The 13,225-nt window shown below is 74.1% G+C and carries 13 protein-coding genes and 1 riboswitch; of the genes, 5 read left to right on the forward strand and 8 right to left on the reverse strand.

The window, feature by feature from the left end:
• Nucleotides 1-65 precede the first annotated feature (65 nt).
• From trpS to ABEB07_RS17175, 5 genes are all read right to left on the reverse strand, one after another.
• Entirely contained in the window at nt 66-1,079 is a 1,014-nt protein-coding gene (gene trpS, locus ABEB07_RS17155; protein ID WP_345669121.1) for a tryptophan--tRNA ligase, read from the reverse strand.
• 142 nt (nt 1,080-1,221) lie between these two features.
• A complete protein-coding gene (locus ABEB07_RS17160) occupies nt 1,222-2,667 on the reverse strand; it encodes a glycine hydroxymethyltransferase (RefSeq protein ID WP_345669122.1) in 1,446 nt (481 codons plus the stop codon).
• Nucleotides 2,668-2,701: 34 nt separating this feature from the next.
• Nucleotides 2,702-2,813, reverse strand: a riboswitch (ZMP/ZTP riboswitch).
• Between the two features lie 54 nt (nt 2,814-2,867).
• Nucleotides 2,868-3,065 carry a hypothetical protein gene (locus ABEB07_RS17165; RefSeq protein WP_345669123.1) on the reverse strand — a complete coding sequence of 66 codons (198 nt, stop codon included), beginning with the start codon at nt 3,063-3,065 and terminating at the stop codon, nt 2,868-2,870.
• Nucleotides 3,066-3,233: 168 nt separating this feature from the next.
• Nucleotides 3,234-4,418, reverse strand: a complete 1,185-nt coding sequence (locus ABEB07_RS17170) for a glutathionylspermidine synthase family protein (protein ID WP_345669124.1) — start codon at nt 4,416-4,418, stop codon at nt 3,234-3,236.
• An 8-nt stretch (nt 4,419-4,426) separates the two neighbouring features.
• A complete protein-coding gene (locus ABEB07_RS17175; protein WP_345669125.1) occupies nt 4,427-4,792 on the reverse strand; it encodes a hypothetical protein in 366 nt (121 codons plus the stop codon).
• 239 nt (nt 4,793-5,031) lie between these two features.
• On the opposite strand from ABEB07_RS17175, the gene ABEB07_RS17180 reads away from it, so the two are divergent.
• Nucleotides 5,032-5,895: a DMT family protein gene (locus ABEB07_RS17180; RefSeq protein ID WP_176152093.1), complete on the forward strand. Its 864-nt coding sequence runs from the start codon at nt 5,032-5,034 to the stop codon at nt 5,893-5,895.
• Nucleotides 5,896-5,938: 43 nt separating this feature from the next.
• Here the strand turns inward: ABEB07_RS17180 and pdxR are convergent, their stop codons facing one another.
• Nucleotides 5,939-7,345: a MocR-like pyridoxine biosynthesis transcription factor PdxR gene (gene pdxR, locus ABEB07_RS17185; protein WP_345669127.1), complete on the reverse strand. Its 1,407-nt coding sequence runs from the start codon at nt 7,343-7,345 to the stop codon at nt 5,939-5,941.
• A 46-nt stretch (nt 7,346-7,391) separates the two neighbouring features.
• Between pdxR and ABEB07_RS17190 the strand changes: the two genes are divergently transcribed.
• From ABEB07_RS17190 to ABEB07_RS17200, 3 genes are read left to right on the forward strand one after another with little or no spacing between them, the layout of a single operon-like run.
• Complete coding sequence (locus ABEB07_RS17190) at nt 7,392-8,003, forward strand: carboxymuconolactone decarboxylase family protein (protein ID WP_425589019.1); 612 nt, start codon at nt 7,392-7,394, stop codon at nt 8,001-8,003.
• Nucleotides 8,000-8,443 carry a carboxymuconolactone decarboxylase family protein gene (locus ABEB07_RS17195; protein WP_345669128.1) on the forward strand — a complete coding sequence of 148 codons (444 nt, stop codon included), beginning with the start codon at nt 8,000-8,002 and terminating at the stop codon, nt 8,441-8,443. Before ABEB07_RS17190 ends, ABEB07_RS17195 begins: the two co-directional genes overlap by 4 nt.
• Complete coding sequence (locus tag ABEB07_RS17200) at nt 8,440-9,231, forward strand: isocitrate lyase/PEP mutase family protein (RefSeq protein WP_345669129.1); 792 nt, start codon at nt 8,440-8,442, stop codon at nt 9,229-9,231. The genes ABEB07_RS17195 and ABEB07_RS17200 overlap by 4 nt, the downstream gene beginning before the upstream one ends.
• Nucleotides 9,232-9,298: 67 nt before the next feature.
• Here the strand turns inward: ABEB07_RS17200 and ABEB07_RS17205 are convergent, their stop codons facing one another.
• A complete protein-coding gene (locus tag ABEB07_RS17205; protein ID WP_345669130.1) occupies nt 9,299-10,252 on the reverse strand; it encodes a LysR family transcriptional regulator in 954 nt (317 codons plus the stop codon).
• 93 nt (nt 10,253-10,345) lie between these two features.
• Between ABEB07_RS17205 and ABEB07_RS17210 the strand changes: the two genes are divergently transcribed.
• A complete protein-coding gene (locus ABEB07_RS17210; RefSeq protein WP_345669131.1) occupies nt 10,346-11,800 on the forward strand; it encodes an MFS transporter in 1,455 nt (484 codons plus the stop codon).
• Between the two features lie 156 nt (nt 11,801-11,956).
• Here the strand turns inward: ABEB07_RS17210 and ABEB07_RS17215 are convergent, their stop codons facing one another.
• The gene (locus ABEB07_RS17215) at nt 11,957-12,946 is read right to left on the reverse strand and encodes a malate dehydrogenase (RefSeq protein WP_164583742.1); all 990 of its coding nucleotides are present in this window, start codon (nt 12,944-12,946) and stop codon (nt 11,957-11,959) included.
• Nucleotides 12,947-13,225 lie beyond the last annotated feature (279 nt).

The following is a 13,225-nucleotide window of genomic DNA, read 5'->3' on the forward strand; positions in this document are numbered from 1 at the left end:
CCCCGCGGCCGGACGGTGCGGGGCGGGTCGGTGCCTGCCGGGCGGGTCGGTGCCCGGCAGGCGGGTCAGTGCTTGGCGGGCAGGAAGCCCACCTTGCCGTACACCTGCGCCAGGGTCTCCGCGGCGACCGCGCGGGCCTTCTCCGCACCCTTGGCCAGGATCGAGTCCAGCGTCTCCGGGTCGTCCAGGTACTGCTGGGTCTGCTCCCTGAACGGCGTCACGAACTCGACCATGATCTCGGCGAGGTCCGTCTTGAGCGCACCGTAGCCCTTGCCCGCGTACTTCTCCTCCAGTTCGCCGATACCCGCACCGGTGAGGGTGGAGTAGATGGTGAGGAGGTTGCTGACGCCGGCCTTGGTCTCCGGGTCGTAGCGGATGACGGTGTCGGTGTCGGTGACCGCGCTCCTGACCTTCTTCGCGGTGGCCTTCGGGTCGTCCAGCAGGTTGATGAGGCCCTTCGGCGTGGACGCCGACTTGCTCATCTTCGCGGTCGGCTCCTGGAGGTCGTAGATCTTCGCCGTCTCCTTGAGGATGTACGCCCTGGGGACGGTGAAGGTCTCGCCGTAGCGGCCGTTGAAGCGCTCGGCCAGGTCACGGGTCAGCTCGATGTGCTGGCGCTGGTCCTCGCCCACCGGCACCTCGTGCGCCTGGTAGAGCAGGATGTCGGCGACCTGGAGGATCGGGTACGTGAACAGGCCGACCGAGGTGCGGTCGGCGCCCTGCTTGGCGGACTTGTCCTTGAACTGGGTCATCCGGCCGGCCTCGCCGAAGCCGGTGAGGCAGTTCATCACCCAGGCGAGCTGGGCGTGCTCGGGCACATGGCTCTGGACGAAGAGCGTGCAGCGGTCCGGGTCGAGGCCGGCGGCCAGCAGCTGGGCGACGGCCACCCGGGTGTTGGCGCGCAGCTCGGCCGGGTCCTGCGTGACCGTGATCGCGTGCAGGTCGGCGAGCATGTAGAACGCGTCGTGGCTCTCCTGAAGGGCCACCCACTGGCGCACGGCGCCGAGGTAGTTGCCGAGGTGGAACGAGCCCGCGGTGGGCTGGATTCCGGAGAGCACGCGAGGTCGATCAGTGGCCATGCTCACCATTCTCTCATTGACCACCGCCCCCGACGGGCCGGGTTTGCGCGGCCGGAGAACGCCGCGCGGCGGCCCGCCGGGGAGGCGGACCGCCGCGCGAAGGGGGCGTCGGGCGAGGGGCCCCGTCGTTCACCGGGACGGGTCAGCCGAGGTCGATCTCCGGGTAGAGCGGGAAGCCGGCGACCAGGTCCGTGGCCCGCTGGGAGATCTCGTCCGAGACCTTCGGGTCGAGCACGTGCTGCGCCTTGGAGGGCGCGCCCTTGCTGGTGGTGCCGGGCTCGGCGGTGGTCAGGACGCGGTCGACGAGGCCGGCCACCTCGTCCATCTCGGCGGTGCCCAGGCCCCGGGTGGTCAGGGCCGGGGTGCCGACGCGGATGCCGGAGGTGTACCAGGCGCCGTTGGGGTCGGCCGGGATGGCGTTGCGGTTGGTGACGATGCCGGAGTCCAGCAGCGCGGCCTCGGCCTGGCGGCCGGTGAGGCCGTAGGAGGAGGCGACGTCGATCAGGTTGAGGTGGTTGTCCGTGCCGCCGGTGACCAGGGTGGCGCCGCGGCGCGTCAGGCCCTCGGCGAGCGCGCGGGCGTTGTCCACGATCCGCCGGGCGTAGTCCTGGAAGGCGGGCTGCCGTGCCTCGGCCAGGGCGACGGCCTTGGCGGCCATGACGTGCGGGAGCGGGCCGCCGAGGACCATCGGGCAGCCGCGGTCGACCTGGTCCTTGAGGGAGTCGTCGCACAGGACCATGCCGCCGCGCGGGCCGCGCAGCGACTTGTGCGTGGTGGTGGTGACGATCTGCGCGTGCGGCACCGGGTCGAAGTCGCCGGTGAGGACCTTGCCCGCGACCAGGCCGGCGAAGTGCGCCATGTCGACCATGAGGGTCGCGCCGACCTCGTCGGCGATCTCGCGCATGATCCGGAAGTTCACCAGGCGCGGGTAGGCCGAGTAGCCCGCGACCAGGATCAGCGGCTTGAAATCGCGGGCCTGGGCGCGCAGCGCCTCGTAGTCGATCAGGCCGGTGGCCGGGTCGGTGCCGTAGGAGCGCTGGTCGAACATCTTTCCTGAGATGTTCGGACGGAAGCCGTGGGTGAGGTGGCCGCCGGCGTCCAGGGACATGCCCAGCATGCGCTGGTTGCCGAAGGCGTGCCGCAGCTCGGCCCAGTCGGCCTCGGAGAGGTCGTTGATCTGGCGGACGCCGGTCTTCTGGAGGAAGGGGACCTCGACCCGGTCGGCGAGGACGGCCCAGAACGCGACCAGGTTGGCGTCGATGCCGGAGTGCGGCTGGACGTAGGCGTGGCGGGCGCCGAAGAGTTCCCTGGCGTGCTCGGCGGCGAGCGACTCGACGGTGTCGACGTTGCGGCAGCCGGCGTAGAAGCGGCGGCCGACGGTGCCCTCGGCGTACTTGTCGCTGAACCAGTTGCCCATCGCGAGCAGGGTGGCCGGGGAGGCGTAGTTCTCCGAGGCGATCAGCTTGAGCATCTCGCGCTGGTCGCCGACCTCCTGGCCGATGGCATCGGCGACGCGCGGCTCGACGGCGCGGATCACGTCGAGTGCGGCGCGGAAGGCGGTGGACTCGGTGGAGAGGGGCGCGGTCATGTCTAGGACCTCCGGACGTGGCGTTCGGCGTTCACGGTACGGCCCAGGCGCACGGCACAGTTCTTTCACCCGGGCCGCTTCCCGATGGTCGGTCCCATCCTCGGAGCCCCGCGTCGGGGTCCAGCGCGCCAGTCACGGCCCGCCGTCAGCCTACCGGGCGCCGTGCGGCGCCCGGCCCGGCGTCCACCATGCGAGCGCGCTCAGCCCTCGTCGTCCCCGGTCAGACGCCACCGGCCGACCTCCCGGTAGCCGGAGTCGTACACCGCCGAGCCGTCGCCGGGCTCCAGGGCGTAGTGGTGCAGGTTGCCGCCCCAGTAGCGCAGGATCCGGCCCAGTTCGGCCGCCTTCTCCCCGGCGGGAAGCGCGTCGTCCACCGTGACTTCGAGGAGGAACCTCATGTCTGCCGTCTCCCGTCCTGTCCGGACCGGACGCGCCGCGGGCGCGACGCGTCGCCGGACCGCCCAGAGAATCACACGGCCGCCGGGCCGTGCCCGGAGAATGCCCGTCGGGCCGTGCCCGGAGAACGCCCGTCGAGCCGTGCCCGGAGAACGCCCGTCGGACCGCGCCTAGAGGATCACGTGCGGGACGAAGCGCGCGTACTCGTCGGTGACGAGGCCGGAGGACTCGCGGATGCCGAGACCCGCGGCCTCGTCCCCGACCACCCAGGCGCCGAGGACGACGTGGTTGCCGTCGAAGGCGGGCAGCGGGGCGAGGGCCTGGTAGCAGCAGGGCTCCTCGCGCACGGCGGCCTGCGTGCCCGGCGGGTGGACGGTCACTCCGGCGCCCTCGCGGCCCAGCAGCGGCTTGGCGACGTAGCCGGGCCCGGCGGCCAGGTCGCGCGGGCCGTCGAGGTGGGCGGGCAGGAGGTTGGGGTGGCCGGGGTAGAGCTCCCACAGGATCGCCAGCAGCGCCTTGTTGCTGAGCAGCATCTTCCAGGCGGGTTCGATCCACAGGGTGGAGCCGGTGCCGCCGCCGTTGTCGAGGGTGTCCAGGACATGGCCGGCGAAGCGGTCGGTGGTCAGCCACTCCCAGGGGTAGAGCTTGAAGATCGCGCGGATGAAGTGCAGGCCGTTGTCGACGAACCGGCCGGACAGCGGGTCCCAGCCGATCTCCTCCATGGAGATCCAGTCGGTGGCGAGCCCGGCCTGTTCCGCGGTCTCCTTGAGGTAGGCGACCGTCATCAGGTCCTCGCCGAGTTCGTCGTCGGCGGAGTGCGCGAAGTGCAGCGGGCTGCCCGGCGGCAGCAGGCGGGCCTGCTCGCGCCAGGCGGCCACCAGGCGTTCGTGCAGGGAGTTCCACTGGTCGGCGCCGGGGAAACGATCCTCCATCCAGAACCACTGGGGCGAGGCCGCCTCCACCAGGGAGGTGGGGGTGTCGGCGTTGTACTCCAGCAGCTTGGCCGGCCCGGTGCCGTCGTAGCGCAGGTCGAAGCGGCCGTAGACGGCGGGGAGTTCGGCGCGCCGGCGCCACGCCTCGGCGACGGCCCCGGCGACGCGCGGGTCGGTGATGCCGAGGTCGGCGAAGCGGTTGGTGGCGACGATGTGCTCGGCCGCGGCCAGGCACATGCGGTGCAGTTCCTCGACCGTCTCCTCCAGCGCCTCGACCTCGGGCAGCGAGAAGACGTAGTGGGCGCTCTCGTCCCAGTAGGGCCGCAGGCTGTCGTCGGGGTACCGGGTCAGGGGATAGATGAGCCCCTGGGCCTCGACGGTCTGCTGCCAGCCGGGCCGGGGGGCGATCGTACGGCGTTCCATCGCGGGCGTCAGCCGCCGGACTTGCCGTGGCCGCTGCCGAAGCCGCCCCGGTCCACGCCGCCGTGGCCGCCGCTGGACCCGCTGGAGCCGCTGGAGCCGCCGGAGCCCTTGCCGGGCTTGGTGAGAGAGCCGCCGGTGACCCAGCCGCTCTTCTTCTTGCCGCCGTAGTACCAGACGCCGTTGGCGGAGGTCTTGCCGGTGGACTTGCAGTTCTTGTCGGAGACGACCTTGTAGCCCTTGGCCGCGGTGTAGCTGCCGCGGTCGACGCAGCGCTTGTCGGGGGCGGAGGAGCAGGCGGTGAGTGCCGTCGCGAGCAGTCCCATGCCGCCCAGTACGACCGTCGCCGACCGCAGTTGTCGCCGTGCGTCCGCCATGTCCGTCTCTCCCCGTCGTGGTCGACCACCGGCCGCGTGCGCGGCCGCTCTCCGGCCGCCAGCCTAAAGACACCGCCATGCGCATGCCCAGGGGGGATCGGTTCAGGCGTGAGGTGGGAGGGGGTGGGGCGGGGGTGGAGGTGGGGGGGCTCAATGCGGGCCTCGGGGGCGGGGCTTGGTTACGGGTGGTGGGGGCGGGTGGTGCGGGCAGGGCCTAGAGTCGCCGGGTGCTTCTCGGAATGGTGTGCGCGCTCGGCGCGGCGGTGTGTTTCGGTACGGCGACGGTGCTCCAGGCGGTCGCCGCCCGGGCGGCGGCCGACGCCGGAGGGGGTTCGGGCGGCGACGCGGCACTGCTGCTGCGGGCGCTGCGGCAGTGGCGGTACCTGGCGGGCCTGGCCCTGGACGGACTCGGTTTCCTGCTCCAGATCGTGGCGTTGCGCTCGCTGCCGATCTACGCGGTCGGCGCCGCCCTGGCGTCCAGTCTCGCGGTGACGGCGGTGGCCGCGGCGCGGCTGCTGCGGGTGCGGCTGAGCGGCACCGAGTGGGCAGCGGTCGGGGTGGTCTGCGCGGGCCTCGCGATGCTGGGCCTGGCCTCGGGCGCCGAGGGGCACGAGGACGGCTCGGCGGCGCTGCGGTGGGTGATGCTGGGGGCCGCGCTCGCGGTGCTCGCGCTGGGCGCGGTCGCCGGACGCCTGCCGGAACGCGGCCGGGCGCTGCTGCTGGGTCTGGGCGCGGGCTGCGGGTTCGGCGTGGTCGAGGTGACGGTGCGGCTGGTGGACTCGGTCAGTCCGGCCCGGCTGTTCGCCAACCCGGCGGCGTACGCGCTGGTGCTGGGCGGCGGCGCGGCGTTCCTGCTGCTGACCTCGGCCCTCCAGCGCGGTTCGGTGACGACGGCGACGGCGGGCATGGTGCTCGGCGAGACGCTCGGCCCGGCGGCGGTCGGCGTGGTCTGGCTGGGCGACCGCACCCGCGACGGACTGGCCTGGCTGGCGGTGCTGGGCTTCGCGGTGGCGATCGCCGGGGCGCTGGCGCTGGCCCGGTTCGGGGAGGCGCCGGCGGAGGAGACGGCGGCGGCGAGGACCCCGGCCGACGACGCGCGCTGAGCCGTCGCCCCGGTGGCTCTCGGGGTGTCGTCGCGGGTCGTCGCTACGGCAGGACCCGGCACAGCGCGTCCAGGGCCGCTGTCCAGGCGTGGTCCGGTGGGGTGCCGTAGCCGACGACCAGGGCGTCGTCCGGGGCGGTGACGGCGGCCCGGTCGTGGCGGAAGCGGGCCAGGCCGTAGACGGCGAGGCCCTGCCAGGCCGCCGCCCGGACCACGGCCGGCTCGGTGCCGGGCGGCAGCCGCAGCACGGCGTGCAGACCGGCCGCGATCCCGGTGGCGCGCACGTCGGGAGCACGGGCCGCGAGCGCCTCGACCAGGGCGTCCCGGCGGCGCCGGTACCGCAGCCGCGCCGAGCGCACATGCCGGTCGTAGGCCCCGGAGGCCAGGAACTCCGCCAGCGTCAGCTGGTCCAGCACCCCGCAGGTCTCCATCGCGCCCTTGGCCGCCGCGGCCTCCTCGGCGAGCGACGGCGGCAGCGCCATCCAGCCCAGCCGCAGCCCGGGCGCCAGCGACTTGCTGGCCGTGCCCAGGTACACCACCCGGTCCGGGGCGAGGCCCTGGAGCGCGCCGATCGACTGGCGGTCGTAGCGGAACTCGCCGTCGTAGTCGTCCTCCAGGACCAGGCCGCCGGTGCGACGGGCCCACTCGATGACGGCGGCGCGCCGGTCGGGCCGCAGCGGCACGCCCATCGGGAACTGGTGCGACGGCGTGAGCAGCACCGCCCCCGCGTCCGCGAGGCCGCCGGTGACGGTGCCCAGGTCGTCGAAGGGCAGCGGCCGGGTGCGCAGTCCGGCCGCCGCCAGCAGGTTCCAGTGCACGTCGAGGCCGTAGGAGTCGACGGCGACGGTCGAGGCGCCGCGGCGGCGCAGCACCTCGGCGAGGACGCGCAGCCCGTGCGCGAAGCCCGAGCAGATCAGCACGTGCTCCGGGTCGGTGCGCACGCCGCGGGCGCGGGCGAGGTAGCCGGCCAGGGCGGCGCGCAGTTCGGGCAGGCCGCGCGGGTCGCCGTAGCCGAGGACGTGGTGCGGGGCCGTGGTCAGGGCCCGGCGGGCGGCGCGCAGCCAGGCGGCGCGGGGGAAGGAGCCCAGGTCGGGGCTGCCGCTGCGCAGGTCGTGGCGGGGGCGGGACGGGGGGCGGCGCGGGTGCGCCGGGCCGCCGGGCGGGGTCTGGGCGAACGGCGCGGCGGGCACTCCCGTGGCGACCCGGGTGCCCGAGCCCTGGCGGGCGGTGAGCCAGCCCTCGGCGACCAGGTCGGCGTAGGCGTCGGCGACCGTGTTGCGGGCGACGCCCAGGTCGGGCGCGAGGGCGCGGGAGGAGGGCAGCCGGGTGCCGGGGGCCAGCCGGCCGGTGCGCACCGCCTCGCGCAGCGCGTCGGTCAGGCCGCGGCGCACGCCGGGTCCGGTCGGCTCCAGGTGCAGGTCGACGCCCAAAGTGGCCCACGTTTCCGCCATGGGAATGGACCATACTCCTGGGACGCTTCGTGCCTAGGGTCGAAATGTGACCACGAAGAACGACACACCCGACACGACAGCGACCACGGCGACTACGGCGACCACGGCACCGAACGGAACGGCGACCACGGCGACCACGGCGACCACGGCACCGAACGGAGCGGCAGCGGCGGCCACGGCCGGGTACGCGCCCGAACAGGCGCCCCGGCTGGAGTGGGCCAAGCACGCCCCCGAGGTCTACAAGGCGATGATCCGACTGGACACCGCCGCGAAGCGGGGCCTGGACGCGAAGCTGTACGAGCTGGTGAAGATCCGCGCCTCGCAGCTCAACCACTGCGCGTTCTGCCTCGACATGCACACCAAGGACGCGCTCGCGGCCGGCGAGAGCGTGGAGCGGATCGTGCAGCTCAGCGCCTGGGAGGAGTCGCGGCACTTCTACACGGAGAAGGAGCTGGCGGCGATCGAGCTGACCGAGGCGATCACCGTCCTGACCGACGGCTTCGTCCCGGACGAGGTGTACGACCGGGCCGCGGGCCTGTTCGAGGAGCCTGAGCTGGCCCAGCTGATCGCCGCGATCACGGTGATCAACGCGTGGAACCGGTTCGGCGTGACCACCCGCATGACCCCGGGCCACTACCAGCCGGGGCGGCCCGCGTGAGCCGTTCGCAGCTGCTGGACCAGAAGGTGTTCCAGGCGATGCGGGCGGTCGGCGCGGCCGCGAAGAAGGGCTTCGGCGATCCGGTCCTCGCCGAGCTGGTCATGATCCGCGCCTCGCAGCTCAACCACTGCGCGTTCTGCCTCGACATGCACCTGCGGGCCGCCCGCGAGAACGGCGAGTCCGAGGACCGCGTCCAGCTGCTCAACGCCTGGGAGGAGGCCGAGGGCCGCTACACCGAGCGGGAGCGGGCCGCGCTCGCCCTGACCGAGGCGGTCACGGTGCTGACCGACGGCTTCGTCCCGGACGAGGTGTACGACCGGGCCGCCCAGCTGTTCGAGGAGGCCGAACTGGCCCATCTCGTCTCGCTGATCACCGTCATCAACGGCTGGAACCGGCTGATGGTCAGCCGCCGGGTCCCGCCGGGCGGGCGGCAGGCGTGAGCGGCGCGGCCACGTTCCGCGCCCTGCACCACGGGCGCGCGCCGGGTGATCCGCTGGTGCTGCCGGGGCCGTGGGACGCGGCGAGCGCCCGGGTGTTCGCCGAGGCCGGGTTCCCGGCGCTGGCGACGCCGAGCGCCGGGATCGCCGCGTCCCTCGGGTACGCGGACGGCCGGACGCCGGCGCCGGAGATGTTCGCGGCCGTGGCGCGGATCGCCCGGGCGGTGGACGTACCGGTGTCGGCGGACGTGGAGGACGGGTACGGGCTCGCGCCGAAGGAGCTGGTGGACCGGCTGCTGGAGGCCGGGGCGGTGGGCTGCAACCTGGAGGACTCGCACGGGGGTGTCCTTGAGGACCCGCGACGGCAGGCGGACTTCCTCGCCGAGGTCCGCGCGGCCGCCGGCGACCTGCTGTTCGTCAACGCCCGCCTCGACACGTTCGTCCACGGCGGCGACGACGGCGGGCAGGTGGCCGGACCGGCCGGCGGCCGTGCCGTCGGGCCTGCCGTCGGACGTGCCGTCGGACGTGCCGTCGAAGAGGCCGTCGAGCGGGCCGCGTTGTACGTGGCGGCGGGCGCGGACTGCGTGTACCCGATCCTCGCCCCCGTGGAGGCGCTGCCGGCCCTGCGGGCGGGAATCCGGGGCCCGATGAACGTGCTGGCACGGCCCGGCGAGGGCCCCTCGCCCGCCGCGCTCGGCGAACTCGGCGCGGACCGCGTCACCTTCGGCCCGGGCCTCCAGCGCCGCGCGACGGCGGCCCTGCGGGAGATCGCGGAGGGCATCGGGAGGTAGGGCGCGGGGGGGGGGACGCGGGGGCGCCGGCGCGGTGGGGCGGGTCCGGGACGGGCGGAACGGGGGTTCATCCGTCCAGGGACCCGGACCACTGCGCCAGCACCTCCCGGAAGCACTGCCGCAGCCAGGCGTGCGCCGGGTCGGCGTCGTGGCGCGGGTGCCAGGCCAGCCCCATCCCCAGCACCGGCAGCTCCAGCGGCACGTCGAAGGTGACCAGGCCCAGCGCCGTGGCCAGCGGCAGCCCCCAGGAGGTGATCAGGCCCACCAGATTGCTGTCGCGCAGCACGAACAGCGCGGCCGGAAAGGTCCCGACGCCGCCCACCACCCGCCGGGTCAGGCCCCGTTCGGCGAGGGCCGCGTCCACGGGCCCGTGCAGCCGGCCGCGCCGCGACACCGACAGGTGCTCGGCCGCGGCGTACCGCTCCGGCGTCACCTCGCCGCCGAGCAGCGGATGTCCGGCCCGTACGACGCCGACCATCCGGTCCTCGTACAGGTGCTCGGTGCGCACCTCGGGAGAGGTGGTGTCGATCACCCCGACCTCCAGATCGGCGGTGCCCTGCCGCAGGAACGGCGCGTCCACGTGGCTCTCGCCCAGGAAGCGGACCCGGACGCCGGGCGCCTCCCGGGCGGCCCGCGCGAACAGGGCCGCGCCGCAGGAGGCGGGCACCGCGTCGTGGCACAGCACCGTGAACGTGCGGGTGACGGTGCGCAGATCGGCGTCCCGGCCCGGCGCGAACAGGGCGCGGGCGCGCTCCACCACCGCGCTCACCTCGGCGCGTACCGCCAGGGCGTGCGGGGTCGGCACCATGCGCCGGCCGGCGCGCACCAGCACCGGATCGCCCAGCGCCCTGCGGATCCGGCCCAGGGTGCGGCTCATCGCCGGTTCGGACAGGTGCAGCCGCCGGGCGGCGCCCTGCACGCTCTGCTCCTCCAGGAGGACGTCGAGGGCGAGCAGCAGATTGAGGTCGATGCCGGTGGGCGCCGTGGGCCCGGCCGCCTCCGCGGATTGCGTCACACGCATCTTTCCCTTGTCAAGATTGCACTGGAGTGCAGGTCACCTGCGAGCCTACGGTGACAGGGCATCCCCCACCACACCGGTCTCCCCGGAGGAGCCATGCCCTCACCTGCCCGAAACACCGCCTCCGCCTCCGCGTCCGCCCAGGCCGAGACCCCGGCTCCCGCTCCGGCTCCGGCTCCGACGAGCGCCCTGAAGCGCTCCACGCTGCTGGCCCTGTGCGCCTGCGTCCTGGTCGCGCAGAGCATGGTCGCCGCCATCAACCTGCTGATCCCGCAGCTGGCCGCGTCCTCCCTGCACCTCACGCGTGGCGACATCCTGTGGACGGTCGACGCCTACGTCATCGCCTTCGCCGGACTGCTCATCCCGGCCGGGGCGCTCGGCGACCGGCACGGCCGCAAGGGCGCGCTGCTCGCCGGTCTCGCCCTGTTCGCCGCGGGCGCCGCCACCAGCGCGCTCGCGACCGGCCCCGCGCTGCTCATCGCGGGCCGGGGCGTCTCCGGCGCGGGCGCCGCGCTGATCACCCCGGCCACGCTGTCGATCCTGGTGCACCTCTCCGCGCCCGAGCACCGCGCCCGCGCGCTGGCGTCCTGGACCCTGGCCATCGGACTCGGCGGCTTCGCGGGCAACCTCGGCGGCGGCCTGATCGGCCAGTTCCTGTCCTGGCGCGCCCTGTTCGCCGTCATGGTGCCGCTGGCCGCCGTACTCGCCGCGGCCGTCGCCCTCGCCGTCCCCCGCACCGCGCGGACGGCCCGCGGCAACCCCGATCCGCTGGGCACCGTCCTGCTCACCACGGGCCTGGTCGCGGTGCTCTTCGGCATCATCGAGGGGCCGGCGTACGGCTGGGGCTCGCCGCGCATCGTCGCCGCGTTCGCGGTCGGCGTGCTGCTCGTCGCCGTCTTCACCCGGCACGCCTTGCGCTCGCCCGCACCGCTGTTCGACCCGCGGGTCTTCGCCCGGCCCCGGCTGCGCGCCGCCACCCTCGGCACCGCCACCGGCTTCTTCGGCCTGTTCGCCCTCTTCTACGTCAACTCGCAGTATCTCCAGGACATCAAGGGCTACGGCGCCGCCCTCACCGGGGTGGCGATCGTGCCGCTCACCGTCGGCATGGCGCTGATGCCCAGGCTGGCGGCCCGCTGGTCCGACCGCCCGCGCCCGGTCATCGGCGGCGGCCTCGCGCTGATCGGCCTCGGGCTGCTCGGCGCGTCCACCGCCGACGCGGGCACGCCCTACCCGCTGTACGCCTGCTGGCTGCTGGTCATCTCGGCGGGCACCGGGCTCAGCATGCCCGCGCTCACCGTCGGCGTGGTCACCTCGCTCCCGCCGCACCAGGCGGGCCTCGGCTCCGGCCTCGGCACCTCGGCCCGCGAACTCGGCGCGGCCCTCGGCGTCGCCGTCACCGGCACGGTGCTCGCCGCCCACCAGGGCGCCCGCGGCCTCGCCGACGGCATGGCGCCCGCCCTGCGCATCGTCGCCCTGCTGGTCCTCGTGGCGACGGCGGCCGTGGTCGCCGGCTACGGCCGGGACGGCGGCCGCGGGCGGGACGCGACCTGAGCCGCCGCGCCTGCGGGCACCAGTGTTGCCAGCCGCTCCAACGGCACCAACGGCACCAACGGCCACGGGCCCCGTTCCGGACGAATCCGGAACGGGGCCCGTGCGGGCTCGCGGCGAACGCGGGCCGTGACGTACCGCGCTGGCGAGGCGTCAGGCTCAGATGAGGCCGAGGCCGCGGACCGCCTCGCGCTCCTCCTCCAGCTCCTTGACGGAGGCGTCGATGCGGGCGCGGGAGAACTCGTTGATCTCCAGGCCCTGGACGATCTCGTACGCGCCGTCCTTGACGGTGACCGGGAAGGAGGAGATCAGGCCCTCCGGAACGCCGTAGGAGCCGTCCGACGGGATGCCCATGGAGGCCCAGTCGCCCTCGGCGGTGCCGTTGACCCAGGTGTACACGTGGTCGATGGCCGCGTTGGCGGCGGAGGCGGCCGAGGAGGCGCCGCGGGCCTCGATGATGGCCGCGCCGCGCTTGGCGACGGTCGGGATGAAGTCCTCGGCCAGCCACTTCTCGTCGTTGACGACCTCGGCGGCGTTCTTGCCGGCCACCGTGGCGTGGAAGATGTCCGGGTACTGGGTGGCGGAGTGGTTGCCCCAGATGGTCAGCCGCTTGATGTCGGCGACCGTGGTGCCCGTCTTCTTCGCGAGCTGGGTCAGCGCGCGGTTGTGGTCCAGACGGGTCATGGCGGTGAAGCGCTCGGCCGGTACGTCCGGGGCGGCGGCCTGGGCGATCAGCGCGTTGGTGTTCGCCGGGTTGCCGACGACCAGCACCTTGACGTCGTCCGCCGCGTGGTCGTTGATGGCCTTGCCCTGCGGCTTGAAGATGCCGCCGTTGGCCTCCAGGAGGTCACCGCGCTCCATGCCCTTGGTGCGCGGGCGGGCGCCGACGAGGAGGGCGACGTTGGCGCCGTCGAAGGCGACGTTCGGGTCGTCCGAGATCTCGATGCCCTGAAGGAGCGGGAACGCGCAGTCGTCCAGCTCCATGGCCGTGCCCTCGGCGGCCTTCAGCGCCGGCGTGATCTCCAGCAGGCGCAGCTTGACCGGCACGTCCGCGCCGAGCAGCTGGCCGGAGGCGATGCGGAAGAGCAGGGCGTAACCGATCTGGCCGGCCGCGCCGGTGACGGTGACGTTCACGGGAGTGCGGGTCATGGCGTTCTCCGTATGACAGCTGGCGGTGGGGCGTCCCTGCCCCGGGGAGCTGGACCGCTCGTCCGGTTCGTGACCGTGGGCGCCGCGATGATCGATCAAAGGTACGGATGATCGATCTCTTGGCGTCAAGAGAGATCCACCGGTCAGGCTATCGCGCATCCGGGATCACGCACCGCCCGGACCCTGTGGCCCGCCCCACAGAGTGATCGCGCGACGGCCGCCGGCAACGGTGAGGGGCGGCGCCCCACGGGGTGGCGGCCGCCCGTCCAGGAGAGGTGG

Origin of the sequence: Streptomyces similanensis (assembly GCF_039543625.1) — a bacterium.
Classification (GTDB): Bacteria; Actinomycetota; Actinomycetes; order Streptomycetales; family Streptomycetaceae; genus Streptomyces; species Streptomyces similanensis.

Bases quoted from the DNA above. Each gene is read 5' to 3' on its own strand.
- ABEB07_RS17175 (WP_345669125.1), bottom strand. From the start codon at position 4,792: ATGGCGGACGCACGGCGACAACTGCGGTCGGCGACGGTCGTACTGGGC.
- trpS (WP_345669121.1), bottom strand. From the start codon at position 1,079: ATGGCCACTGATCGACCTCGCGTGCTCTCCGGAATCCAGCCCACCGCG.
- ABEB07_RS17170 (WP_345669124.1), bottom strand. From the start codon at position 4,418: ATGGAACGCCGTACGATCGCCCCCCGGCCCGGCTGGCAGCAGACCGTC.
- pdxR (WP_345669127.1), bottom strand. From the start codon at position 7,345: ATGGCGGAAACGTGGGCCACTTTGGGCGTCGACCTGCACCTGGAGCCG.
- ABEB07_RS17160 (WP_345669122.1), bottom strand. From the start codon at position 2,667: ATGACCGCGCCCCTCTCCACCGAGTCCACCGCCTTCCGCGCCGCACTC.
- ABEB07_RS17165 (WP_345669123.1), bottom strand. From the start codon at position 3,065: ATGAGGTTCCTCCTCGAAGTCACGGTGGACGACGCGCTTCCCGCCGGG.
- ABEB07_RS17180 (WP_176152093.1), top strand. From the start codon at position 5,032: ATGGTGTGCGCGCTCGGCGCGGCGGTGTGTTTCGGTACGGCGACGGTG.
- ABEB07_RS17205 (WP_345669130.1), bottom strand. From the start codon at position 10,252: ATGCGTGTGACGCAATCCGCGGAGGCGGCCGGGCCCACGGCGCCCACC.
- ABEB07_RS17215 (WP_164583742.1), bottom strand. From the start codon at position 12,946: ATGACCCGCACTCCCGTGAACGTCACCGTCACCGGCGCGGCCGGCCAG.
- ABEB07_RS17210 (WP_345669131.1), top strand. From the start codon at position 10,346: ATGCCCTCACCTGCCCGAAACACCGCCTCCGCCTCCGCGTCCGCCCAG.